This window comes from Pseudomonas sp. GXZC (assembly GCF_026967615.1).
Taxonomy (GTDB): Bacteria; Pseudomonadota; Gammaproteobacteria; order Pseudomonadales; family Pseudomonadaceae; genus Aquipseudomonas; species Aquipseudomonas azotoformans_A.
This window is the reverse complement of the sequence record NZ_CP114115.1, coordinates 6,419,676-6,443,065: the sequence shown is the minus strand read 5'-3', so window position 1 is coordinate 6,443,065 and position 23,390 is coordinate 6,419,676. Positions and strand designations below refer to the sequence as shown.

Here is a 23,390-nt window from a genome sequence, read left to right as displayed (position 1 = left end):
TTTTGCAGACACCATAAGGAGCGGGCGTGACGAAATTGTTGCAGTTTAAATAGCGGGCCGCTTACACCGGCGTGCCGAGCAGCACATTGCTCGGCGCAAATTGAACCTGGATCGCTTTGCCTTCGGTCACACGCAGCGCCTTGAGCGCGGCGGGCTGCGCCAGGGCGCACAAAACCTGGCCGCTGGGCAGGGTGACACGCACTTCGCTGGGCCCGTCTTCGGCGTCGAGAATGGCGTCGACGATGCCGCTCATGCAATTGTGTCCAGTTGTTGCGAAGGCCTCGGGTGTCAGCAACTCCAGCCAGCCTGCCTTGATCAGTGCGACCACTTCCACGCCGGTTTCCAGTTCCAGTCGCTGCGTGCTGTCGTGGGTGATCTGCGCAGCCAGGGTCAGCCCACCGGCCAGTTGCAGGCGGATCAGATCATTGCGGCCATGCTGCTCGATGGCGACGACCTGACCATGCAGTTGGTTACGTGCGCTGGTGCGCAGCATCAAGCGGCCCAGTAGATTGAAATCGCTGGCGGCTTCGTCCGAGCCCAGCACTTCGGCCTGCACCACTTGCAGGCGCTGGTAAAGGCGCAACACACGCTCACCTTCGATCGTCAACCTGGCGCCGCCGCCGCCTTTGCCGCCGACGCTACGTTCTACCAAGGGCTTTTGCGCCAGGTTGTTCAACTCGTCGATGGCATCCCACGCCGCCTTGTAGCTCAAGCCCGCGCTCTTTGCCGCGCGGGTGATGGAGCCCTGCTCAGCGATATGCGCCAGCAAGGCAATGCGCTGGGGACGGCGGATGATGTGTTGGCTGAGGGACGTTGGCAGAGACATGGGCATACGCTTCGATGGGATAAGCCGAACGTTGCGGGCAAGGGTGGCCGGAGTCAAGTCAACTGCCCGGTTTGGGCGTGCGGGCCACGCAGTACACATCGACCTGCAGCGCCCCGGCATTCATCAACAACCGCGCCAGGCTGTGGGCGGTGGCGCCGGTGGTGAGTACGTCGTCCACCAGCGCGAAGTGACGGCCTTGCACCCGTGCGTCGGGCGCCAGGGCGAAAGCGCCGAGCAGGTTGCGTTGTCGGGTTTTGGCATCGAGGGCTTGTTGCGCCACGGTTTCATGGGGGCGTAACAACAGGTGTTCATCGTAGGGGATGTGCAAGTCGTGGCTGAGCCAGCGCGCCAGCATCAAGGCCTGGTTATAGCCGCGTTCACGCAGGCGCTTGCGGGCCATGGGTACCGGCAGCAGGCAGTCGGGGCGTGTGAGTCCGGTGTTGTCGAAGCGATGTTGCATATGCTGCGCCAACAGCCGCGCCAGCATCTGCCCCAGGGGCCAGCGCGCTTGGTGCTTGAAGCGGCTGATCAGGCTGTCGAGCGGAAAGCTGTAGGTCCAGGGCGCGATCACCTGTTTAAAGGCCGGCGGATGTCTCTGGCATTGGCCGCAGATCAACCCCTCCATCGGCAAGGGCAGGGCGCACAGGGTGCAGTGTTCTATCAGCCACGGCAGCTCGGTTTCGCAGACGTTGCACACAGAGTCGGCTGATTGCGTGGCCTCATCGCAGATTAAACAGGTTTGGGTGTTTTTTGACCAGATGTAAACCTGGTGTTTGTAGGCTGGTTGACAGTGCATGAATCTTCCTTAAATATGCCGAGCATCCGTGTCGTGCCTGTGGGTATTGCCCTTCCCGCAGCGCTTGCCAAAGCATAATCAAGGAATCGCCCATGAGCGCCAGCACCACCGCCACTCTGCGTCACGATTGGTCCCTCGCCGAAGTCAAGGCCCTGTTCGTACAGCCGTTCAATGACCTGCTGTTCCAGGCGCAGACCGTGCACCGCGCGCATTTCGACGCCAACCGTGTGCAGGTGTCGACGCTGCTGTCGATCAAGACCGGCGCCTGCCCGGAAGATTGCAAATATTGTCCGCAGTCGGGCCACTACAACACTGGCCTGGAAAAAGAGAAGCTGATGGAAGTGCAGAAGGTTCTCGAAGACGCTGCCCGCGCCAAAGCCATCGGCTCGACCCGCTTCTGCATGGGCGCCGCCTGGAAGCACCCGTCGGCTAAAGACATGCCCTACGTGCTGCAGATGGTCAAAGGCGTGAAGGCCATGGGCCTGGAAACCTGCATGACCCTCGGTCGCCTCGATCAGGACCAGACCGAAGCCCTGGCCCAGGCCGGCTTGGACTACTACAACCACAACCTCGATACCTCGCCCGAGTTCTACGGCAGCATCATCACCACCCGCACCTATAGCGAGCGCCTGCAAACCCTGGCCTACGTGCGGGATTCGGGGATGAAGATATGCTCCGGTGGCATCCTCGGCATGGGCGAGTCCCTCGACGACCGCGCCAATTTGCTGATCCAACTGGCCAACCTGCCGGAGCATCCGGAGTCGGTGCCGATCAACATGTTGGTGAAAGTGGCCGGTACGCCGCTGGAAAACGCCGAAGACATCGACCCATTCGACTTCATCCGCATGCTCGCCGTGGCGCGCATCCTGATGCCGCAGTCCCATGTACGCCTGTCGGCGGGTCGTGAGGCAATGAACGAGCAGATGCAGGCCCTGGCGTTTTTCGCCGGCGCCAACTCGATCTTCTACGGCGACAAACTGCTGACCACCGCCAACCCGCAGGCGGACAAGGACATGCAACTGTTCTCGCGCCTGGGCATCCTGCCGGAAGCCCGTGAAGAACACGCGGATGAAGTGCATCAGGCGGCGATCGAGCAGGCGTTGGTGGAGCAGAAGAGCAGCGAGCAGTTCTATAACGCTGTGGTGTGAGGGATGTCTTTCGATCTCGCCGCGCGCCTCGCTGCCCGCCGTGCCGAACACCTTTATCGCCAACGTCCGCTGCTCGACAGCCCCCAAGGCCCGGAAGTGGTGGTGGATGGCAAGCCGCTGCTGGCGTTCTGCAATAACGATTACCTGGGCCTGGCCAATCACCCACAAGTGATTGAAGCCTGGCGCGCCGGTGCGTCCCGCTGGGGCGTGGGCGGCGGTGCTTCGCACTTGGTGGTCGGGCATGCGACGCCGCACCATGAGCTGGAAGAAGCGCTGGCCGACCTTACCGGCCGTCCGCGTGCGCTGCTGTTTACCACCGGCTACATGGCCAATCTCGGTGCGGTCACGGCGTTGGTGGGGCAGGGCGATACGGTGCTGGAAGACCGGCTCAACCATGCCTCGTTGCTGGATGCGGGCTTGCTGTCGGGGGCGCGTTTCAATCGCTACCTGCATAACGATGCTGCAAGCCTGGCCAAGCGCCTGGAGAAAGCCACCGGCAATACCCTGGTGGTCACCGATGGCGTGTTCAGCATGGACGGCGACCTGGCCGACCTGCCCGCGCTGGCCCGTGAAACCAAGGCCAAGGGCGCGTGGTTGATGGTGGATGATGCCCATGGTTTTGGCCCACTGGGTGCCCACGGCGGCGGTATCGTCGAGCATTTCGGCTTGAGCCAGGAGGATGTGCCGGTGCTGGTCGGCACCCTCGGCAAGGCGTTCGGCACGGCCGGCGCTTTTGTGGCGGGCAGTGAAGAACTGATCGAAAGCCTGATCCAGTTCGCGCGCCCGTACATCTATACCACCAGCCAACCGCCTGCCCTGGCCTGCGCCACCTTGAAAAGCCTGGAGCTGTTACGCACCGAGCATTGGCGACGCGAGCACCTCAACGGCCTGATCCGCCAGTTCCGTCACGGCGCCGAGCAGCTCGGGCTGGACCTGATGGACAGCTTCACGCCGATCCAGCCGATCCTGATCGGCGACAGCGCCAAGGCCATGCGCCTGTCGCAGATGCTGCGCGAGCGCGGTCTGATGGTCACCGCCATTCGCCCACCCACCGTGCCGGCTGGCAGTGCGCGTTTGCGTGTGACCTTGACGGCGGCCCACACCGAGGCGCAGGTGCAGCTATTGTTAAACGCATTGGAAGAATGTTTCCGCTTGTTAGGCGCCACGGAGCCCGACCATGCGTGATCGACTGATATTGCTGCCGGGTTGGGGCCTCGGTGTATCGCCGCTGGAGCCGTTGGCCGCTGCATTGCAAGGCTTGGACGAACACCTGCAGGTGCAGATCGAGCCGTTGCCCGCGTTGGATTCCAGCGACCTGAATGAATGGCTCGACGAACTCGACGCCACGCTGCCGGACAACGCCTGGCTAGGCGGTTGGTCGCTGGGTGGCATGCTGGCTTCCGAGCTGGCGGCGCGCCGAGGAGAACGTTGCTGCGGCTTGCTCACGCTGGCGAGCAACCCGTGTTTTGTCGCCCATGAAGGTTGGCCGAGTGCGATGCCAGCCGAGACCTTCGATGCGTTTCTCGCCGGTTGCCACGCCGACTCCCAAGTGACCCTCAAGCGCTTCGGTCTGCTGTGCGCCAAGGGCGCCGAAGACCCGCGTGGATTATCGCGCTTGCTGGTCAGTGGCGCGCCGAGTACGCCTTCCAGTGTGCTGATGCCCGGCCTCGAACTGCTCGCCCAACTCGACACCCGCGAAGCCTTGCTGGCGTATCGCGGCCCGCAGTTGCATCTGTTCGCCGGGCTGGACGGGTTGGTCCCCGCCGAAGCCGCCAGCGACCTGCTGGCGTTGCTGCCCGATGTTGAAATCGGCCTGATTGAACAGGCCGGCCACGCGTTTCTTCTGGAAGACCCCCACGGTGTCGCGGGGGCCATCCAGGCTTTTTTGCATGAGTGCGTCGATGACTGATTTATCCCACACCCCGCTGCCAGGCGCGTTGCCCGACAAGCGCCAGGTGGCGGCGTCCTTTTCCCGTGCAGCCGCCAGTTACGACAGCGTTGCCGAGTTGCAGCGCGCAGTGGGCAGCCAATTGCTGGCACGCTTGCCGGCTGACATTGCGCCGCATCGCTGGCTGGACATGGGCTGCGGCACCGGTTATTTCAGCCGCGTGCTGGCCGAACGTTTGCCCGCCAGCCAAGGCATTGCACTGGACATCGCCGAAGGCATGCTCAATCACGCGCGTCCGCTGGGGGGGGCGCAGCACTTCGTCGCTGGCGATGCCGAGCGCTTGCCGCTTAACGCTGGCAGCGTGGCGCTGATTTTCTCCTCCCTCGCGGTGCAGTGGTGCGCAAACTTTGAGGCGGTGCTCAGCGAGGCCTACCGCGTGCTGCAACCGGGTGGCACGCTCGCTTTTGCCAGCCTGTGCGTGGGCACGCTGGAAGAGCTGCGCGAAAGCTGGCGCGCGGCGGATGGCCTGGTTCACGTCAACCGCTTTCGTACGTTCGAGGCTTATCAACATCTGTGTGCGGCCAGCGGCTTGCGGGTGGTGAGTCTGGAGCGCCGCCCCCATGTGCTGCATTACCCGGACGTGCGCAGCCTCACCCATGAATTGAAGGCCCTGGGTGCGCACAACCTCAACCCCGGCCGGCCGGGAGGGTTGACGGGGCGCGCGCGGATTGTTGCACTGGTGCAGGCGTATGAGCGGTTCCGCCAGGCCCAAGGCCTGCCGGCGACTTACCAAGTGGTGTATGCCGTACTGGAGAAACCTCTATGAGCGCCGCCTACTTCATCACCGGCACCGACACTGACGTCGGCAAGACCACCGTCGCTGCTGGCCTGCTGCACGCGGCGCGACAAGCTGGCAGAAGCACTGCCGCTGGCAAGCCCGTGGCTTCCGGTTGCCAGGTCACGCCCAAGGGCTTGCGCAACGCTGATGCGCTGGCGTTGCTGGCCGAATGTTCGTTGCCCCTGACGTATGCCGAGGTCAACCCGGTGGCGTTCGAACCGGCCATCGCGCCGCATTTGGCGGCGCGGGAGGCGGGCGTCTCTCTGACCGTGCAATCGTTGCTCAAGCCCATGCAGCAGATTCTGGCGCGCGAAGCAGATTTCACCTTGATCGAAGGCGCAGGCGGTTGGCGGGTGCCTCTGGCCGATCAGGCGAACCTGTCGGATTTGGCGATGGCGCTCAAGCTGCCGGTGATCCTGGTGGTGGGCGTGCGCCTGGGTTGCATCAGCCATGCCTTGCTCACCGCCGAAGCCATCGCCCGTGACGGTTTACAGCTGGCCGGGTGGGTGGCGAATATCATCGACCCCAAGACCTCCCGTCTGGAAGAAAACCTTGCCACCCTGGCCGAGCGGCTGCCTGCACCCTGTCTGGGCCGTGTGCCGAAACTCAAGCAGGCGGGGGCTGAAGCGGTGGCGGAGTACTTGCAGTTGGACTTGCTTGACTGATTTTGGCTATCGCTAAGGCATTATGCCATTAGTGTTTTTGACGGGCGTTTTGCGGACAACTCTGCTTCAATCACGGTTCACGATTCTCTAAAGGCAGGCTTACGCCATGGAAATCTCTGGAAGCAGCGCGTTTTATTCGGGCCTGAGCAGCATTCAGACCGGGCAGAACCGTGTCGACCAGGCCGCCGGCAAAATCGCCAGCGCTGCGACGACCCAGCCCTCGGATGCGCAAAGCGACCGTCTGCAAGCCAACGACCGCGCCCAGCCGTCCAACTCGGCCAGCAACATGGTCGAAATGGCCCAAGGCAAATTTCAAGTGGAGCTCGGCGCCAAAGTCGCCAAGGCTTCGGATGAAATGCTCGGCACCCTGATCGACACCTACGCTTAATCCCCTCTGACTCCCACCGGCCTCTTACTGAGGTCGGTTGTGCTTGCACAATTCTTGATTCCCTTCTGAACTCCTTGTGGCAACCCGCCGCAGGCGTCGCCGTGCGCGCCTTTGATTCACGTCATGACAAACGGCATCCGGACGACGCTTGACATCCCCAGGTGGTAAACGTATGTTTCAAACACCTGTTTGACCGCCACAACAATTCCACGCGGTTGTTCATTCCAGATACATCAGCAGAGGTTTATCGCTATGCCTGACTACAAGGCCCCCTTGCGTGATATTCGCTTCGTTCGTGACGAACTGCTTGGCTATGAAGCGCACTATCAGAGCCTGCCGGCTTGCCAGGACGCTACCCCGGACATGGTTGACGCCATCCTTGAAGAAGGCGCCAAGTTTTGCGAGCAAGTACTGGCACCGCTGAACCGCGTGGGCGACATCGAAGGCTGCACCTGGAGTGAGTCGGGCGTTAAAACCCCAACCGGTTTCAAAGAAGCCTACAAACAATTCGTCGAAGGCGGCTGGCCAAGCCTGGCCCACGACGTGGAGCACGGCGGCCAAGGCCTGCCGGAATCCCTGGGCCTGGCCGTGAGCGAAATGGTGGGCGCCGCCAACTGGTCGTGGGGCATGTACCCGGGCCTGTCCCACGGTGCGATGAACACCATCTCCGAGCACGGTACTCCCGAGCAGCAAGAGGCTTACCTGACCAAGCTGGTGTCGGGTGAATGGACCGGCACCATGTGCCTGACCGAGCCACACTGCGGCACCGACCTGGGCATGCTGCGCACCAAGGCCGAGCCTCAGGCCGACGGTTCCTACAAAGTCTCCGGCACCAAGATCTTCATCTCGGCCGGTGAACACGACATGGCCGACAACATCGTCCACATCGTACTGGCCCGCCTGCCGGACGCACCGGCCGGGACCAAAGGTATCTCGCTGTTCATCGTGCCCAAGTTCCTGCCGAACGCGGACGGTTCGATCGGCGCGCGCAACGCCGTGACCTGTGGATCCCTTGAACACAAGATGGGCATCCACGGCAACGCCACCTGCGTGATGAACTTCGACGCGGCCACCGGTTTCCTGATTGGCCCGGCGAACAAAGGCCTGAACTGCATGTTCACCTTTATGAACACCGCTCGCCTGGGTACCGCGCTGCAAGGCCTGTCCCACGCCGAGATCGGCTTCCAGGGCGGCCTGAAGTACGCTCGCGACCGCCTGCAAATGCGCTCCCTGACTGGCCCGAAAGCGCCGGACAAAGCCGCCGACCCAATCATCGTGCACCCTGACGTGCGCCGCATGCTGCTGACCATGAAAGCCTTCGCCGAAGGCAACCGTGCGATGGTGTACTTCACCGCCAAGCAAGTGGACATCGTCAAATACGGCACCGACGACGAAGCCAAGAAGCAAGCCGACGGCCTGCTGGCGTTCATGACCCCGATCGCCAAGGCGTTCATGACCGAAGTCGGTTTTGAATCCGCCAACCACGGCGTGCAGATCTACGGCGGCCACGGCTTTATCGCCGAGTGGGGCATGGAGCAGAACGTTCGCGACAGCCGCATCTCGATGCTGTACGAAGGCACCACCGGCATCCAGGCCCTGGACCTGCTGGGCCGCAAAGTGCTGATGACCCAAGGCGAAGCGCTCAAAGGTTTCACCAAGATCGTGCACAAGTTCTGCCAGGCCAACGAAGGCAACGAAGCCGTCAAAGAGTTCGTTGCACCGCTGGCGGCACTGAACAAAGAGTGGGGCGAGTTGACCATGAAGGTCGGCATGGCCGCGATGAAAGACCGCGAAGAGGTGGGTGCCGCTTCGGTGGACTACCTGATGTACTCCGGTTACGCGTGCCTGGCTTACTTCTGGGCCGACATGGCGCGCCTGGCGGCCGAAAAACTGGCTGCCGGTACCACCGAAGAGGCGTTCTACACCGCCAAACTGCAGACTGCGCGCTTCTACTTCCAGCGCATCCTGCCGCGTACCCTGGCCCATAAAGCCACCATGCTGTCGGGCGCCAACAACCTGATGGACATGAAAGAAGAAGACTTCGGCCTGGCTTACTAAGCCTTACCGGGTTCACTTCAAGAGCCGCCGCTCCTTTACGGGAGCGGCGGCTTTTTTGTGGGCGATAAAAAACCACAGTAAAGCGCTCAGGGATTACCGCTGGCTGCCGTTACAGTGATGGCAATGTGATACATGCGTGCCAGGTTGTGCTTAACTGTCGGCATCAAGGCACAGTGCCATCATTTTTTTGCGGGTCGGAGTTTTACCCTTGTCGCGCGTGTCCGCTGTACGTTTCAGTCACTTTTTACCTTCGTTGCTGCTCTTGCTGGCCGGGCTCTCGGCTGCGTACGTCAAGGACCTCAACGTCTTCTTCACGTCGCTGTTCAATGTGTTGCCGACCCTGGTGTTGTTGCTCGGTGGCTCGTACTGCGCGGTGTATCGCCGTCAGCGCGAACTGTTCCTGATGATCACGGTGTACATCGCCTACTTCCTGTTGGATACACAGACCGATTTTTACCGCGACAACGGCCGCGTGCGCGAAGACGCGGCGGTGGTGTTTCACCTGTGCTGCCTGCTGTTGCCGCTACTGTTCAGCATCTACGCGCTATGGCAGGAGAAGACCCACCTGTTCCGGGACTTCGTCGCCCGTGGCGCGGTGTTGCTGGCGATCGGCAGCGTGGCGCTGGCGCTGGAGCAAAGTTATCCCCAGGCGGTGCTCAATTGGCTGGCGGAGATTCGCTGGCCGGTGCTGCATGGCAGCTGGATGAGCCTGATCCAGCTGTCATACCCGATGTTCCTGATCGGCTTCCTGACCCTGGCGGCGCAGTACTGGTATCAGCCACGTCCGCTGCACGCGGCGCAACTGGTGGGTTTGCTGGGGCTGTTCTGGATGTTGCCGCAGACATTCATCCTGCCGTTCACCCTGAACATCATGTGCAGCCAGGTGATGCTGATGATCGCCGCCGGTGTGGCCCATGAGGCTTATCAAATGGCCTTCCGCGATGAGCTCACTGGCTTGCCGGGGCGTCGCGCGCTGAACGAGCGCATGCAGCGGCTGGGGCGCAACTACGTGCTGGCGATGAGCGACGTCGACCACTTCAAGCGCTTCAACGACACCCACGGCCATGATGTCGGCGACCAGGTGCTGCGCCTGGTGGCGAGCAAGCTGTCCAAGGTCAACGGTGGCGGACGCGCTTATCGCTATGGTGGTGAGGAGTTTGCCGTGGTGTTCGCCGGCAAGACGGTGGAAGAATGCATGCCGCACTTGGAGGAGATCCGCGAGATCATCGCGGACTACGATATCAAGCTGCGCAATTCGGACCGCCCCCAGGACGATCACCAAGGCCGTCAGCGCCGTGCGGGCAGTGGTGCCTCGAGTGTTTCGGTGACCATCAGCATCGGCGTGGCCGAGCGCCAGGCCGAGCAGCGCACGCCCGAAGAGGTGCTCAAATCCGCCGACCAGGCGCTGTACGCCGCCAAAGGCGCGGGGCGCAACTGTGTGGTTGCGGCCGGGCAAACCCGTCGTGGCGCGGTGCGCACAGAGGGCGCTGCCGGTTGAGTGATGGCGCTGTATTCAGCAGCGCTACAGTGATTGTCCGAGGCAATGCCCGGCAGTAGGTTGAAACCATCTGCTGACGGAGACATTGCCATGCCTGACTACAAAGCTCCCCTTCGTGACATGCGTTTTCTGATCGACAACGTGTTTGATTTCCACGGTCATTACGCCGCCTTGGGCGCGACCGATGCCAGCCCGGACATGGTCAGCGCGATCCTCGAAGAAGGCGCCAAATTCTGCGAAAACGTACTCGCGCCGCTTAACCGCAGCGGCGATGAAGAAGGCTGTCATTTCGACAATGGCGTGGTGACTACGCCCAAGGGTTTCAAGGAAGCCTTCGCGCAGTACGTGGAAGGTGGCTGGCACGGCGTGGCGGCAGACCCGGCCTACGGCGGCCAGGGCTTGCCGTCGTCGCTGGGCTTGGTGCTCAGCGAGATGATCGGCTCCAGCAACACCTCCTGGGGCATGTACCCAGGGCTGACCCACGGCGCGATGTCGGCGATCCACGCCCACGGCACCGCCGAGCAGAAAGACACGTTCCTCAACAAACTCACCGCCGGCGAATGGACCGGCACCATGTGCCTCACCGAAGCCCATTGCGGCACCGACCTGGGCCTGATCAAGACCCGCGCCGTGCCCCAGGCGGACGGCAGCTATGCGGTCACCGGCAGCAAGATCTTCATCTCGGCCGGCGAGCACGACATGAGCGCCAACATTATCCACCTGGTGCTGGCCAAACTGCCGGACGCACCGGCGGGCACCAAGGGCATCTCGCTGTTTATCGTGCCCAAGTTCCATGCGGATTCGGGGGAGCGTAACGCGGTGCACTGCGGCTCCATCGAGCACAAGATGGGCATCAAGGGCTCGGCCACCTGCGTGTTGAACTTCGACGGCGCCAAGGGCTTTTTGATTGGTGAGGCGAACAAAGGCCTCAATTGCATGTTCACCATGATGAACCACGCGCGCCTGGGCACGGGGATGCAGGGCCTGTGCAATGGTGAGGCGAGCTTCCAGGGCGCGATCAAATACGCCAACGACCGCCTGCAGATGCGTTCGCTGACCGGTGCCAAGGCCCCGGATAAAGCCGCCGACCCAATCATCGTGCACCCCGATGTGCGCCGCATGCTGCTGACCATGAAGGCCTTCAACGAAGGCAATCGCGCACTGACCTACTTCACCGCACAGTTGCTCGACACCGCGCACCTGAGCAACGACGCCACCCAGCGTCAGGACGCTGAAGACCTGCTGGCGTTTCTCACACCCATCTGCAAAGCCTTCATGACCGACACCGGCCTTGAGGTGACCAACCACGGTATGCAGGTCTTCGGCGGCCACGGTTACATCCGCGAGTGGGGCATGGAACAACTGGCTCGCGATGCGCGGATTGCGCCGATCTATGAAGGCACCAACGGCATCCAGGCCCTCGACCTGCTGGGGCGCAAGGTGTTGGGCAGCCAGGGCAAGTTGCTGCGCGGCTTTACCAAGATCGTGCATAAGTTCTGCGCGGCGAATGCCGAGCACCCGCAGCTCAAGGCCTCTGTGGCGCAGCTCAACCAACTGAACGGAGAATGGGGAGAACTGACCACCAAAGTCGGCATGGCCGCGATGAAGAACCCCGATGAAGTGGGTGCGGCGGCCGTGGATTACTTGATGTACAGCGGCTACGTGATACTCGCGTACCTGTGGTTGCGCATGGCGATGGCTGCCCTTGAGCAACCGGACTCGGATTTCTCCAAGGCCAAGCTTGCGACCTGCGACTTCTATTTCAAGCGCCTGCTGCCACGTACCGCCACCCACCGCGCTGCGGTGGAAGCGGGCAGCGAATGCCTGATGAGTCTGCCTGCGGAGGCATTTGCGCTGTAATGACTTAAAAATACCAATCAGTCACAAGTGGACCCTATGTGTCTGAAAAGTTGTTCGGGTACACTCTGAGCCTGTAAAACCGACTCTTACCGAATTACTTTTCACGTTCTCACGAGGTTTGCCATGGCTGATTACAAAGCGCCGCTGCGTGATATGCGCTTCGTCCTCAACGAAGTCTTTGAGGTCGCCACCACTTGGGCCCAATTGCCGGCATTGGCAGACACCGTTGACGCCGAAACCGTAGAGGCCATCCTCGAAGAAGCCGGCAAGGTCACCGCCAAATCCATCGCCCCGCTCAGCCGCGGTGGCGATGAACAGGGTTGCCGCTGGGACAACACCGCAGTATTCACGCCGGATGGTTTTCCACAGGCCTACAAAACCTATGCCGAAGGCGGCTGGGTGGGTGTAGGGGGTGACCCGATGTTCGGCGGCATGGGCATGCCCAAGGCAGTGTCGGCCCAGGTTGAAGAGATGATCAACTCGTCGAGCCTGGCGTTCGGTTTGTACCCGATGCTGACTTCCGGCGCCTGCGTGTCGATCAACACCCACGCCAGCGAAGAACTGAAGGCGGCTTATCTGCCGAAGATGTATTCCGGCGAATGGGCTGGCTCCATGTGCCTGACCGAGGCCCATGCCGGTACTGACCTGGGGATTATCCGCACCAAGGCCGAGCCACAGGCGGACGGTTCCTACAAAGTCAGCGGCACCAAGATCTTTATCACCGGCGGTGAACACGACCTCACCGACAACATCATCCATCTGGTGCTGGCCAAGCTGCCGGACGCACCGGCCGGTCCCAAGGGCATCTCACTGTTTCTGGTGCCGAAGTTCATGGTCAATGCCGACGGCAGCCTGGGCGCACGTAACACCGTGAGTTGTGGTTCCATCGAGCACAAGATGGGGATCCAGGCGTCGGCGACCTGCGTGATGAACTTCGACGAGGCCGTGGGTTACCTGGTGGGCGAACCGAACCGGGGCTTGGCGGCGATGTTCACCATGATGAACTACGAGCGACTGGGTGTAGGCATCCAGGGCCTGGCATCCGGCGAGCGTTCCTACCAGAACGCCATCGACTATGCGCGCGACCGCGTGCAAAGCCGTGCGCCAACCGGGGCTCAGCACAAAGACAAAGTGGCCGACCCGATCATCGTGCACCCCGACGTGCGCCGCATGTTGCTCACCATGAAGGCCGCGAACGAAGGTGGCCGGGCGTTCTCCACCTATGTGGCGACGCAGCTGGACATCGCCAAGTTCAGCGACGACGCTGCTGCGCGTGAGCGTGCCGATAACCTCGTCGCGCTGTTGACCCCGGTAGCCAAGGCGTTCTTGAGCGACCTGGGCCTGGAAACCACTGTGCTCGGCCAACAGGTGTTCGGCGGCCATGGCTACATTCGCGAGTGGGGCCAGGAGCAACTGGTGCGTGATGTGCGCATCACTCAGATCTACGAAGGCACCAACGGCATCCAGGCGCTGGATTTGATGGGACGCAAGATCGTCGGCAGCGGCGGGGCGTTCTATACCCTGTTTGCCGATGAAATCCGCGCGTTCATTGCCTCGGCGGGTGCCGAGTTGACGGAGTTCACCAAGCCGCTGGGTGCAGCAGTGGATAACCTGGATGAGTTGACCGCCTGGGTGCTGGACCGCGCCAAGACCAACCCGAATGAAATCGGCGCGGCGTCGGTGGAGTATTTGCACGCCTTTGGCTACATGGCCTACGCCTACATGTGGGCGCGCATGGCCAAGGCTGCGCTGGGCAAGGAGTCTGAAGAAGACTTCTACGCCAGCAAATTGGGCACTGCGCGCTTCTACTTTGCGCGCCTGTTGCCACGTATCCATTCGCTGAGTGCGTCGGTAAAAGCCGGTAGCGAATCGCTGTTCCTGCTGGACGAGGCCCTGTTCTAAGGGCTTGGAGGGCGTGTAAGCATTCTCTTACATGACGTGCTGCTAATCGTCCTCTATCGCCAGATTGGATCCACGGATAATCTACTTCACATGGACGTCGCGCAGGAAGCGCAAAGCAACAACACGGACACGTAGGATTCTGCCAGGACGGCGGAGTGAAATGGATGTCAGGGAAACAGTCTGCAAAGCCCCGCTTCGGCGGGGTTTTCTTTTGCCCGCGAAAAAGTCAGCCCCTTGAGTTCAAGGCTGTGCCTGCGGGGCGTTCATCACGTCTTCCAGCAGAGTGCGCAGCAACGCCACCGTCGCTTGCTGGCGCTGCACATCGCGGCACACCAGGCCGACTTTCAGCGGCACCCTGGGTTCACTCAAGGGTTTCCACAGCAGCGACTGGCTGTTGTGTTCGTCCTGAGAGCGGCCCGGCAGCACCGTCGCCAGTTTTGTGTGGGGCAGGCTGTCGAGAATCCCCACCATGGTGTTCAACTCCGCCTGTACTTGTGGGCGCCTTCCGAGGTTGGACAGCTGTCCTTGCCAGATCTGCCGGACCTGGAACTCTTCCCCTAGCAACAACATCGGCAATTCGGCCGCCTGCTTCAGCGAGACTTTCTTGAATTCCCGCAAGGGGTGATCCTCGGGGATGACGACTTTCAGTTCATCTTCATACAGCAACACGCCATGCAGTCCCGGCTGGCGCGGCGGCAAGTAGCTGATGCCGATATCCAGCGAGCCGTTGAGCAGTCGGCGCTCGATCTCAAGCCCAGTCAATTCGTAGATCTGCACCACCAGATGTGGCTGGGCCTTGCGCACGCGCTCCAGCATCTGCGGGACCAGGCTGGTGTGCACGGTTTGCAGTACGCCGATAGCCAGCGTGCGCATCGCCTGGCCCTTGAAGTTGCGCAAGGCTTCAACCGCCTGTTGCATGCCGTCGATCAATGGCAGCGCGTGGTTGTACAGCGTGTGCGCCGCCAGTGTTGGCAGCAGGCGCTTGCTGCTGCGTTCGAACAGGCTCACATCCAGGTTCTGTTCCAATTGGCGAATCTGCTGGGACAGCGCCGGTTGAGAGATCGACAGACGCTCGGCGGCACGGCCTACGTGGCCTTCCTCATACACCGCGACGAAATAACGCAGTTGCTTGAAATCCATAAGACTTACTTATCGAAAAAGCTGGAAAAACGAAATGGCTGTTGGCCCTTGAGGCGCCTAGTCTAGCGCCTATTCGCAGGGCTTACAGGGCCGGATCGGGCAATGAACAGCGTGTATGTTGATAGCGTTTACATAGGAAAGGCAAAAAACCTCAAGGCAGCACAGGCGTATCGCACCGACCAAGGTCCGGTTGCTATTGGGGGCGAGCTATGAATCTGTTTCGTCGCCCCGCGCCGAGCCTGGACGATTTGATTTTCGAAGCGCCCAGCGATACTTCTTCCAGCGACTCCCTGATGCCCTCCGTCGCCCGCCCTGCGCAAGTTTTCGTACGCGGACAAGGCTCTTGGCTGTGGGACAGCGACGACCGTGCTTACCTGGATTTCAGTCAGGGCAACGCGGCCAACAGTCTCGGCCACAGCCCTCAAGTGTTGATCAAGGCGCTGACGGACCAGACCCAGGCGCTGATCAACCCCGGCAACGGCCTGCATAACCGCGCTCAACTCAACCTCGCTGAGCGCCTGTGCCATCGCACCGGTAGCGATCAGGCATACCTGCTCAACAGCGGCGCTGAAGCCGTTGAAGCCGCGATCAAGTTGGCGCGCAAATGGGGCCAGCTGCATCGCGGAGGAGCGCATCGCATCCTCAGTGCCAGCGCCGGTTGCCATGGCCGCAGTTTTGCAGCGATGTCGGCGTCGGCGGGTGGTCCAGAAAACCGTTTCGAACCGCAATTGCCCGGCTTCAGCCATGTGCCCTTCAACGACCTGCCGGCGCTGCATGCGGCCGTCGACGCGCAAACCGTCGCCATCCTGCTCGAACCGATCCAGGGCGAAGCGGGCGTCGTCCCTGCGACCGAGCATTACCTCAAAGGCGTCGAGCGCTTGTGCCGTGAACTGGGGATCCTGCTGATCCTCGACGAAGTACAAACCGGCATGGGCCGCTGCGGCACCTTGCTCGCCGAGCAGCAATACGGCGTGCGTGCCGACATCATCACCCTCGGCAAAGGCCTGGGCGGCGGGGTGCCTCTTGCAGCGCTACTGGCGCGGGGCAAAGCCTGTTGTTTCGACGTGGGCGAGTTGGACGGTACTCACCACGGTAACGCACTGATGGCATCGGCCGGGCTGGCGGTGCTCGATGCCGTGCTGGAGCACGGCTTTATGGACCACGTACGTGGGTCCGGCGTGTACCTGGGCGAAGGTCTTGCCCGCCTGGCCTACCGCTACGACCACGGTCAACTGCGTGGCCACGGCCTGATGTGGGGCCTGACGTTGTCGGAAGATTCTGCGGAGGCTGTCGTAAAGGCAGCGTTGCACGAAGGCCTGATCCTCAATGCCCCGCAACCCAACTGCCTGCGCTTCACCCCGGCCCTGACCGTGAGCAAAAGCAACATTGACGAAATGCTCCTGCGTCTGGCCCGCGCCTTCTCCCGCGTGCGCACCGCCCAACTGCAATGCCGCAAGGGCATCGCCGTTTAACCCCCTACTCCTGAACCGTCTCGCGGTCTACGCGACGCCTCCGGCCTGATTCTTTTGGCTGGGGGCGTTTTTTTGCCTGTGCAATGACGGATGGCCCAACGCCAGATCCCACTGAACCCTCACGAACGCCCAAGGTCGATTAGCTACACGGCTCACACGAGCCGATTTTCTGGAGCTGACCCCATGGATTTCATTCGTATCATCATCGCCATTCTGTTGCCGCCACTGGGTGTGTTCCTGCAAGTGGGTTTCGCTGGCGCGTTCTGGCTGAATATCCTGCTGACCCTGTGCGGCTACATCCCTGGCATCGTGCACGCGGTGTACATCATCGCCAAGCGCTGAGGCCGTCAGCCTTTTGCGATGAGCCGTGAGTTGCGCTCGTTGCGAAAGGCCAACTGCTCGATGGTCTGGGTGGCGTGTTCGGCTTCTTCCCGCGCTTGCAGGATGATGCCGTGCTGCTCGGACTTGCTGCACACCGGGTCGGCATTGCTCGCGTCCCCTGTGAGCATGAAGGCCTGGCATCGGCAGCCGCCGAAGTCCTTTTCCTTTTCATCGCATGACCGGCATGGCTCGGGCATCCAGTCGTAGCCGCGAAAGCGGTTGAAGCCGAACGAGTCGTACCAGATGTGCTGCATGCTGTGGTCGCGCACGTTGGGAAATTGCACCGGCATCTGTCGGGCGCCGTGACAGGGCAGGGCGGTGCCGTCTGGCGTCACGGTCAGAAAGATACTGCCCCAGCCGTTCATGCAGGCTTTCGGGCGTTCCTCGTAGTAATCCGGGGTGACGAAAATCAACTTGCACGGGTGACCTTCGGCTTCCAGCTTGGCGCGATATTCGTTGGTGATGCGTTCGGCGCGCACCAGTTGTGCCTGGGTCGGCAACAGCCCGACACGATTGAGCTGGGCCCAACCGTAGAACTGGCAGGTGGCGAGTTCGACGAAGTCCGCTTCCAGCGCAATACACAGCTCGATGATGCGGTCGATCTTGTCGATATTGTGCCGATGAGTGACGAAATTCAGCACCATCGGGTAACCGTGAGCCTTCACTGCGCGGGCCATTTCCAGCTTTTGCGCGAAGGCTTTTTTCGAGCCGGCCAGCAGGTTGTTCACCTGTTCGTCGCTGGCCTGGAAGCTGATCTGGATATGGTCCAGGCCGGCTTTCTTGAAGTCGCTGATTTTCTGTTCGGTCAGGCCGATGCCGGAGGTGATCAGGTTGGTGTAGAACCCCAGCCTGCGCGCTTCGGCGATCAGCTCGGCCAAGTCTTGACGCACCAACGGCTCACCGCCGGAAAACCCCAGTTGTGCGGCCCCCATCTCGCGGGCTTCGCGAAACACCTTGAACCATTGCTCGGTACTCAGCTCCTTGCCCTGCTCGGCAAAGTCCAACGGGTTGGAGCAGTACGGGCATTGCAACGGGCAGCGGTAGGTCAGCTCGGCCAGTAGCCACAGCGGCAAGCCAACCGGCGGTTTTTCAGGCAAGGGTAATCCAGTGCTCTGCACGGGCGACCTCCATGAAATCCTCGATGTCTTTACCGAGTTCTGGCACGCCGGGGAACTGTTTATCCAGCTCAGCGATGATCGCCGCCACGTCGCGCTCGCCGTCGATCAAACCACCGATCAGCGCAGCGCTGTCGTTGAGCTTGATCATGCCCTCGGGATAAAGCAGCACATGGCCTTTTTGCGCGGGCTCGTACTGGTAGCGATAGCCCTGGCGCCAGGTGGGTTTCTTGCTGCGATCAAAGCTCATAGGGGGATCCCTTTATGCCACACCCGTTGGTCGGTCACGCTGTGATACGGCGGGCGTTTGAGTTCGTAGGCCATGCTCATGGCGTCCAGCATGCTCCACAAAATATCCAGTTTGAACTGGAGAATTTCCAGCATGCGTTCCTGGCCTTCACGGGTGGTGTAGTGCTGCAACGTGATCGCCAAGCCGTGCTCCACATCACGACGAGCCTGGCCCAGGCGGGTGCGGAAATATTCATAACCGGCCGGGTCGATCCACGGGTAATGCTGCGGCCAGCTGTCGAGGCGCGACTGGTGGATCTGCGGCGCGAACAATTCGGTCAGCGAACTGCTGGCGGCTTCCTGCCAACTGGCGCGGCGGGCGAAGTTGACGTAGGCGTCTACCGCGAATCGTACGCCGGGCAGTACCAATTCCTGCGAACGCAGTTGGTCCGGGTCGAGGCCCACAGCCTGGCCCAGGCGCAGCCAGGCTTCGATACCACCGTCTTCACCGGGGGCGCCATCATGGTCGAGCAAGCGCTGGATCCACTCGCGGCGTATCTCGCGGTCCGGGCAGTTGGCCAGGATCGCGGCGTCTTTCAGGGGGATGTTCACCTGATAGTAGAAACGGTTGGCGACCCAGCCCTGGATCTGCTCGCGGGTCGCGCGGCCTTCGTACATCGCCACGTGGTACGGGTGATGGATATGGTAGAAGGCGCCCTTGGCCCGCAGGGCGGCTTCGAATTCGGCGGTGGTCAATGGCGTGTCAGTCATGTCGGTCGCTCCTACAATTCAATGCTCATGCCGTCGTAAGCCACTTCGACATTGCGTCGCACCAATTCCGCTCGCTCGGGGGAGTCTTCATCGAGGATCGGGTTGGTGTTGTTGATGTGGATAAGCACTTTGCGCTGCTTGGGCAATTGCTCCAGCACTTCGAGCATGCCGCCGGGGCCGTTTTGCGCCAGGTGGCCCATCTCTCGGCCAGTGCGGGTGCCGACGCCACGGCGTTGCATTTCGTCGTCGTCCCACATCGTGCCGTCCACCAGCAGGCAGTCGCTGCCGGCCATGATCTCCAGCAATGGCGCGTCGACCTTGCCCAGCCCCGGTGCGTAGAACAGTTTGCCACCGGTACGCAGGTCTTCGACGATCAGGCCGATGTTGTCGCCGGGGTGCGGGTCAAAGCGGTGCGGCGAGTAGGGCGGTGCGGCGCTGCGCAGTGGCAGTGGGGTGAAGCGCAGGTTGGGGCAGGCCGGGATGGTGAAGCTGGCATCCAGTTCGATGCGGTTCCAGGCCAGGCCGCCGTTCCAGTGGGTGAGCATGGTGAACAGGGGAAAACCGGTGCTCAGGTCTTCATGGACCATGTCGGTGCACCACACCTGGTGCGGGCAGCCTTCGCGCAGGCTCAACAGGCCGGTGGTGTGGTCGATCTGGCTGTCCATCAGGATGATCGCGCTGATGCCGGTGTCCCGCAGGGCGCGGCCAGGTTGCATCGGTGCAAAGCCCTGGAGTTGCGCGCGGATATCCGGCGAAGCGTTGCACAGCACCCAGTTCACACCATCGTCGGAGATCGCGATCGACGACTGGGTACGCGCTTGGGCCCGCAGGCTGCCATCACGAAAACCCGCGCAGTTCACGCAGTTGCAGTTCCACTGCGGGAACCCACCGCCGGCGGCGGAACCTAGAATCTGGACAAACATGGCAGCTCCATCAAGCTCAAAACAAAAACGCCCCGGGCGAACCGAGGCGTTGTATTACCCAGCGGATTAACGGCTGGCGAAGTACATGGTGACTTCGAAACCGATGCGCAGATCAGTGTAAGCAGGTTTGGACCAGGTCATATTCTTACTCCTACGAAGGGATGGGACGTTTACTACCAAGTAATACATATAGTCCACCTCCAGTCGGAGATGTTCAGATGTGTGCGTAGGAATGTTACGCAATTCTTTTCAAGTTAGCGCTGTCTTGGTGGAAAAAGCCTTTTGCAGGGGCGGCAATGATCAGTCTGCCGCTTGCCAGGTTGTCGAGATGCGCGGGCCGTTGGCAACGCAGCGCCAGCCGCCTGTGGCGTCGTTCAACTGCTGGGCGGCTAGCTGTAACGCTTCGCGGGTATAGGTTTGGATGTGGGATTGAAGGTCAGCCAGGTAGCCCGACGAGTGGCCCGCCAGGTGGGCGTGCCACAACAATTCGGCGGCTTGGGCGCTGGGCAGTTCCTGCGCTGAGAATTGCTGCGCCAAAGCCATGGTGCCCAAGTCGGCGCTGCTATCGATCAGGACTGGCAGTTGTTTCAGGAATACGTGCAGGTGATCAACGATGCCTTCCAGCGACACGCTGGGGGATTGCACGCCGAATAGCAGGCCGGTCTGGCCATTGATCTGTCGGATGCCGCTGAACACGGCGTAGCCGATTTGCAACTCGACGCGCAGGCGCTGGTAGAACGGGCCTTGGAGCAGATGGCCAAGCAGTCGCCAGGCGGCTTCATCCGCCAGGGACTGACTTGGCGTTGGGCAAAACAGCAGCAGTGCGGCTTCATCAGCGTCGGTTTTAATCTCATGCCAGATACGCTGGCCGCTGAGAGAGGGCAGAACATGATCGAGGTGTGCAGGCTGCCCTGGCAGACGGGCCGCTGCGGTCTTGATCGCGGCTTCATGCGCTGGGGAGAAACCCAGTCCCAGGCCGTGCCAGCGCGCAGTGGACCACGATGCCGATTCGGGATTATGACCGTTGCAGCACGCGGGCAGCGCCTTGAGCAACTCACGGATGGCAATCATCGGCGGTGAGTCGGGCGGGGCCTCTTGCGGTTGATTCAGGCTTTGCGCCAACGCGTCCAGCACGGCCGGCATGGGCTCCTGCAGCCCAATCATTTTCACCTGCCAGTCTTGGCCCAGGCTTTCGAACGACAATTCGACGCCCGCCTGACGGGCATGCTCGCGTAACGGCTGCAAAGTGTTTTCCAGGCCGGAGGGGGCTGATCGCCATTGCAGATACAGCGCACCTTCATCACCGTCGCCTGCCAATGCCTGGCTGAAGGTCAGCGCCGACTCTTCCCTACGTCCACGGGAGCGATCCTGCGCAAAGGTGCGCAAGCCCCGGTGAGCGCTGGTCTGGCCGCGAATCAGGCCGGCGCGTTCTTCCTTGGCCGGTGGGCGCAGGAATGGGTTGTTCGGTGGCAGTTGCCATGAGTGCTCGGAGGGCGGCAGGTGCAGCGAATCAAGCAGGGCTTTGAGGGCGATAACGTCCTGTTCCGATAGGCCTTGGCTGTCGTTCCGGGCCAAGGCCAGGGCGCCTTGGACCTGCTGTTGACGCGCGGCCAGCAGCGCGAACTCTTCCCGCAGTGATGTCCAGTCGCTGTGTGCGAAAAAGCTCAACCAGTCGTGCAGCAACGCCTCGATTTGCGTAGCCGATTCGCTTTGGGTGGTGAAGTCGATATCCAACACAGCCTGCCCGGCGAAGTCATAAATCACAGACGCCTGCAGGGCAGTCGCCAGTTGCCGCGTCTTCAATTCAGCCAGCAATCCGCCGGGTGCCGAGGCGTTTAGCCAGGTGCAGAGAAACGCCAGTGCTTCCCGTGGCGCATCGCAGGCGATGACGTGGTGCAGGTGATGGTGGGTGATGTGCTGATAGGTCCACGCATCGCCCTGCATCAATGCCGGTGGAGCGGATTGTGGGCGTAGCGGTCCTGAGGTGAGTTGCTCGCTGAACAGCTGTGCCAAGGCTTCCAGCTCTTTCAGTGATTGCGGGCCCGCCAAGCTCAAGGTCATCTGCCCGCTCTGATAGAACTGCGTGTGGAATTCCTGCAACGCCTGCTGAAATGCCTCACGCTCCACCGGCAGGCTGTCGCGGTTGCCTGCATGGAAACCCCGCAGCGGATGATCCGCCGCCAGCCCTTCCAGCAACGCGACCTGCTGCTGCGCCTTGGCATCGCGGGACCAGGCGACAAACTCGGCGTGCAGCACCTCGCGCTCACGCAACTGGTCCTCCAGCGCCAGGCGCGGGTGGCTCAGCATGTCAGCCAAACGCTCCAATCCACCGGCAAACAGTGCAACTGGCAGCTCAAAGAAAAATTCCGTGGTGCGCTCACGGGTGCTGGCATTGATCTGACCCCCATGACGTTGCACGTAGGCCATCAACCCTTCGTTTGTGGGAAAACGCTCGGTTCCCAGGAACATCAAATGCTCCAGGAAATGCGCCAACCCCGGCCAAGCCAGCGGCACGTCATGGCTGCCCGCGGCTACGCGCAAAACGGCGGCGCAACGTTTGAGACGTGGCGCATGCTGCAAGGAAACCCGCAAGCCATTGGCGAGGGTCAGGTGAAGGTGATGAGGGTGGGCCGGCGCAGGCATGGGCACTTCCGAAACGTGGGATGTGCCTATGCTAACAAACCGGCTGGATCAGGGCTTGTGCAGCGCGCCATACAGCTTGGGGCGACGGTCCTGCAGGTAGTGATTGGCGGCACGGGCCTCCAGGATCGACTGATGCTCCAGCTCCCCGACGATCAAGGCTTCATCCAGGCCCGCCTGGGCAATGCGCTGGCCATTCGGCGCGGCGATGCTGCTTTGCCCGCAATACTGGATCTCGCCTTCGTGCCCGCAATAGTTGGCGTAGGCCACATAACATTGGTTCTCGAAGGCCCGCGCCCGCACCGTGACGTCGGCAACAAAGTCGAACGGCACCATATTGGCGGTGGGCACCAGGATCAGTTCGGCACCGGCGAGGGCCAGGCGTCGGGTGTTTTCCGGGAACTCAAGGTCATAGCAGATCAGGAAACCCAGCTTCCAGCCGTTGAGCTCCACCAGCGGGAAATCATCGGCACCGGCACTGAACATCGAGTGGTCCAGATCGCCAAACAGGTGGGTCTTGCGGTAGTTGCACAAGCGCTGGCCGTGGGCGTCGATCAACTGCACAGCATTGTAGATCTGGCCATCCTCGGCCCGCTCCGGGTAACCGTACAGAATCGCCAGCCCTACACGTTTGGCCAGTTCGGCGATCGCCTGTGCCGACGGCCCATCCTGCGCCTCGGCCAAGGCGCCAACCGCCTCGGCGCCGATGTTGTAGCCGGTGAGGAACATCTCCGGCAGCACCAGCACATCGGCGCCGGTCGCCTCATGCGCCAATGCGTGCAGGCGCTTGAGGTTGCCGGCCACATCCAGCGGCAACGGTGGGCATTGGTAAAGGGCGACGCGCATGTTCAAC

22 protein-coding genes are annotated in these 23,390 nt (G+C 61.7%); 12 read left to right on the top strand and 10 right to left on the bottom strand.

What is annotated here, in order from left to right:
• Nucleotides 1-61: 61 nt before the first annotated feature.
• Both OZ428_RS30500 and OZ428_RS30495 read right to left on the bottom strand, forming a co-directional pair.
• Nucleotides 62-826 (bottom strand): TOBE domain-containing protein, encoded by a 765-nt coding sequence (locus OZ428_RS30500; protein ID WP_269132181.1) that lies wholly within the window; start codon nt 824-826, stop codon nt 62-64.
• A gap of 58 nt (nt 827-884) precedes the next feature.
• Nucleotides 885-1,622: a ComF family protein gene (locus tag OZ428_RS30495; protein WP_133075380.1), complete on the bottom strand. Its 738-nt coding sequence runs from the start codon at nt 1,620-1,622 to the stop codon at nt 885-887.
• Nucleotides 1,623-1,714: 92 nt separating this feature from the next.
• On the opposite strand from OZ428_RS30495, the gene bioB reads away from it, so the two are divergent.
• From bioB to OZ428_RS30445, 10 genes are all read left to right on the top strand, one after another.
• On the top strand, nt 1,715-2,770 hold the full coding sequence (gene bioB / locus OZ428_RS30490) for a biotin synthase BioB (protein ID WP_269132180.1): 1,056 nt from the start codon (nt 1,715-1,717) through the stop codon (nt 2,768-2,770).
• 3 nt (nt 2,771-2,773) lie between these two features.
• The gene (gene bioF, locus OZ428_RS30485) at nt 2,774-3,955 is read left to right on the top strand and encodes an 8-amino-7-oxononanoate synthase (protein ID WP_269132178.1); all 1,182 of its coding nucleotides are present in this window, start codon (nt 2,774-2,776) and stop codon (nt 3,953-3,955) included.
• The gene (locus OZ428_RS30480) at nt 3,948-4,679 is read left to right on the top strand and encodes an alpha/beta fold hydrolase (RefSeq protein ID WP_133075378.1); all 732 of its coding nucleotides are present in this window, start codon (nt 3,948-3,950) and stop codon (nt 4,677-4,679) included. Before bioF ends, OZ428_RS30480 begins: the two co-directional genes overlap by 8 nt.
• Nucleotides 4,672-5,484, top strand: a complete 813-nt coding sequence (gene bioC / locus OZ428_RS30475; protein WP_269132177.1) for a malonyl-ACP O-methyltransferase BioC — start codon at nt 4,672-4,674, stop codon at nt 5,482-5,484. The genes OZ428_RS30480 and bioC overlap by 8 nt, the downstream gene beginning before the upstream one ends.
• Nucleotides 5,481-6,161, top strand: a complete 681-nt coding sequence (gene bioD, locus OZ428_RS30470; protein ID WP_016977846.1) for a dethiobiotin synthase — start codon at nt 5,481-5,483, stop codon at nt 6,159-6,161. Before bioC ends, bioD begins: the two co-directional genes overlap by 4 nt.
• Before the next feature lie 106 nt (nt 6,162-6,267).
• The gene (locus tag OZ428_RS30465; protein ID WP_016977847.1) at nt 6,268-6,549 is read left to right on the top strand and encodes a hypothetical protein; all 282 of its coding nucleotides are present in this window, start codon (nt 6,268-6,270) and stop codon (nt 6,547-6,549) included.
• Nucleotides 6,550-6,801: 252 nt separating this feature from the next.
• On the top strand, nt 6,802-8,607 hold the full coding sequence (locus OZ428_RS30460) for a phenylacyl-CoA dehydrogenase (RefSeq protein ID WP_016977848.1): 1,806 nt from the start codon (nt 6,802-6,804) through the stop codon (nt 8,605-8,607).
• Nucleotides 8,608-8,815: 208 nt separating this feature from the next.
• A complete protein-coding gene (locus OZ428_RS30455; protein ID WP_269132176.1) occupies nt 8,816-10,105 on the top strand; it encodes a GGDEF domain-containing protein in 1,290 nt (429 codons plus the stop codon).
• 90 nt (nt 10,106-10,195) lie between these two features.
• Entirely contained in the window at nt 10,196-11,965 is a 1,770-nt protein-coding gene (locus OZ428_RS30450) for an acyl-CoA dehydrogenase C-terminal domain-containing protein (protein ID WP_269132175.1), read from the top strand.
• A 123-nt stretch (nt 11,966-12,088) separates the two neighbouring features.
• Nucleotides 12,089-13,867: an acyl-CoA dehydrogenase C-terminal domain-containing protein gene (locus OZ428_RS30445; RefSeq protein ID WP_269132174.1), complete on the top strand. Its 1,779-nt coding sequence runs from the start codon at nt 12,089-12,091 to the stop codon at nt 13,865-13,867.
• 240 nt (nt 13,868-14,107) lie between these two features.
• On the opposite strand, the gene OZ428_RS30440 is transcribed toward OZ428_RS30445, so the two are convergent.
• Complete coding sequence (locus OZ428_RS30440; protein WP_016977852.1) at nt 14,108-15,007, bottom strand: LysR family transcriptional regulator; 900 nt, start codon at nt 15,005-15,007, stop codon at nt 14,108-14,110.
• A 209-nt stretch (nt 15,008-15,216) separates the two neighbouring features.
• Here OZ428_RS30440 and OZ428_RS30435 point away from each other — a divergent pair, with 209 nt between their 5' ends.
• Nucleotides 15,217-16,479, top strand: a complete 1,263-nt coding sequence (locus OZ428_RS30435) for an aspartate aminotransferase family protein (protein WP_269132173.1) — start codon at nt 15,217-15,219, stop codon at nt 16,477-16,479.
• Nucleotides 16,480-16,662: 183 nt separating this feature from the next.
• A complete protein-coding gene (locus tag OZ428_RS30430; RefSeq protein WP_007904205.1) occupies nt 16,663-16,821 on the top strand; it encodes a YqaE/Pmp3 family membrane protein in 159 nt (52 codons plus the stop codon).
• 5 nt (nt 16,822-16,826) lie between these two features.
• On the opposite strand, the gene pqqE is transcribed toward OZ428_RS30430, so the two are convergent.
• The 7 genes from pqqE to OZ428_RS30395 all read right to left on the bottom strand — a co-directional run bounded on the left by pqqE (nt 16,827) and on the right by OZ428_RS30395 (nt 23,383).
• On the bottom strand, nt 16,827-17,957 hold the full coding sequence (gene pqqE / locus OZ428_RS30425) for a pyrroloquinoline quinone biosynthesis protein PqqE (RefSeq protein ID WP_050587907.1): 1,131 nt from the start codon (nt 17,955-17,957) through the stop codon (nt 16,827-16,829).
• Nucleotides 17,950-18,225, bottom strand: a complete 276-nt coding sequence (gene pqqD / locus OZ428_RS30420) for a pyrroloquinoline quinone biosynthesis peptide chaperone PqqD (protein WP_033898094.1) — start codon at nt 18,223-18,225, stop codon at nt 17,950-17,952. The genes pqqE and pqqD overlap by 8 nt, the downstream gene beginning before the upstream one ends.
• The gene (pqqC, locus tag OZ428_RS30415) at nt 18,222-18,974 is read right to left on the bottom strand and encodes a pyrroloquinoline-quinone synthase PqqC (RefSeq protein ID WP_177110330.1); all 753 of its coding nucleotides are present in this window, start codon (nt 18,972-18,974) and stop codon (nt 18,222-18,224) included. Before pqqC ends, pqqD begins: the two co-directional genes overlap by 4 nt.
• An 11-nt stretch (nt 18,975-18,985) precedes the next feature.
• A complete protein-coding gene (pqqB, locus tag OZ428_RS30410; RefSeq protein WP_010207003.1) occupies nt 18,986-19,897 on the bottom strand; it encodes a pyrroloquinoline quinone biosynthesis protein PqqB in 912 nt (303 codons plus the stop codon).
• 66 nt (nt 19,898-19,963) lie between these two features.
• A complete protein-coding gene (gene pqqA / locus OZ428_RS30405) occupies nt 19,964-20,038 on the bottom strand; it encodes a pyrroloquinoline quinone precursor peptide PqqA (RefSeq protein WP_003194766.1) in 75 nt (24 codons plus the stop codon).
• A gap of 159 nt (nt 20,039-20,197) precedes the next feature.
• Nucleotides 20,198-22,540, bottom strand: coding sequence for a pyrroloquinoline quinone biosynthesis protein PqqF (pqqF, locus tag OZ428_RS30400; RefSeq protein WP_269132172.1), 2,343 nt, complete (start codon nt 22,538-22,540; stop codon nt 20,198-20,200).
• A gap of 48 nt (nt 22,541-22,588) precedes the next feature.
• Nucleotides 22,589-23,383: a carbon-nitrogen hydrolase family protein gene (locus tag OZ428_RS30395; protein ID WP_269132171.1), complete on the bottom strand. Its 795-nt coding sequence runs from the start codon at nt 23,381-23,383 to the stop codon at nt 22,589-22,591.
• Nucleotides 23,384-23,390: the final 7 nt, after the last annotated feature.

Excerpts from the sequence above, each read along its gene's own strand:
- OZ428_RS30500 (WP_269132181.1), bottom strand. The coding sequence starts at position 826 with ATGTCTCTGCCAACGTCCCTCAGCCAACACATCATCCGCCGTCCCCAG.
- OZ428_RS30495 (WP_133075380.1), bottom strand. The coding sequence starts at position 1,622 with ATGCACTGTCAACCAGCCTACAAACACCAGGTTTACATCTGGTCAAAA.
- bioB (WP_269132180.1), top strand. The coding sequence starts at position 1,715 with ATGAGCGCCAGCACCACCGCCACTCTGCGTCACGATTGGTCCCTCGCC.
- bioF (WP_269132178.1), top strand. The coding sequence starts at position 2,774 with ATGTCTTTCGATCTCGCCGCGCGCCTCGCTGCCCGCCGTGCCGAACAC.
- OZ428_RS30480 (WP_133075378.1), top strand. The coding sequence starts at position 3,948 with ATGCGTGATCGACTGATATTGCTGCCGGGTTGGGGCCTCGGTGTATCG.
- bioC (WP_269132177.1), top strand. The coding sequence starts at position 4,672 with ATGACTGATTTATCCCACACCCCGCTGCCAGGCGCGTTGCCCGACAAG.
- bioD (WP_016977846.1), top strand. The coding sequence starts at position 5,481 with ATGAGCGCCGCCTACTTCATCACCGGCACCGACACTGACGTCGGCAAG.
- OZ428_RS30465 (WP_016977847.1), top strand. The coding sequence starts at position 6,268 with ATGGAAATCTCTGGAAGCAGCGCGTTTTATTCGGGCCTGAGCAGCATT.
- OZ428_RS30460 (WP_016977848.1), top strand. The coding sequence starts at position 6,802 with ATGCCTGACTACAAGGCCCCCTTGCGTGATATTCGCTTCGTTCGTGAC.
- OZ428_RS30450 (WP_269132175.1), top strand. The coding sequence starts at position 10,196 with ATGCCTGACTACAAAGCTCCCCTTCGTGACATGCGTTTTCTGATCGAC.
- OZ428_RS30445 (WP_269132174.1), top strand. The coding sequence starts at position 12,089 with ATGGCTGATTACAAAGCGCCGCTGCGTGATATGCGCTTCGTCCTCAAC.
- OZ428_RS30440 (WP_016977852.1), bottom strand. The coding sequence starts at position 15,007 with ATGGATTTCAAGCAACTGCGTTATTTCGTCGCGGTGTATGAGGAAGGC.
- OZ428_RS30435 (WP_269132173.1), top strand. The coding sequence starts at position 15,217 with ATGAATCTGTTTCGTCGCCCCGCGCCGAGCCTGGACGATTTGATTTTC.
- OZ428_RS30430 (WP_007904205.1), top strand. The coding sequence starts at position 16,663 with ATGGATTTCATTCGTATCATCATCGCCATTCTGTTGCCGCCACTGGGT.
- pqqD (WP_033898094.1), bottom strand. The coding sequence starts at position 18,225 with ATGAGCTTTGATCGCAGCAAGAAACCCACCTGGCGCCAGGGCTATCGC.
- pqqC (WP_177110330.1), bottom strand. The coding sequence starts at position 18,974 with ATGACTGACACGCCATTGACCACCGCCGAATTCGAAGCCGCCCTGCGG.
- pqqB (WP_010207003.1), bottom strand. The coding sequence starts at position 19,897 with ATGTTTGTCCAGATTCTAGGTTCCGCCGCCGGCGGTGGGTTCCCGCAG.
- pqqF (WP_269132172.1), bottom strand. The coding sequence starts at position 22,540 with ATGCCTGCGCCGGCCCACCCTCATCACCTTCACCTGACCCTCGCCAAT.
- OZ428_RS30395 (WP_269132171.1), bottom strand. The coding sequence starts at position 23,383 with ATGCGCGTCGCCCTTTACCAATGCCCACCGTTGCCGCTGGATGTGGCC.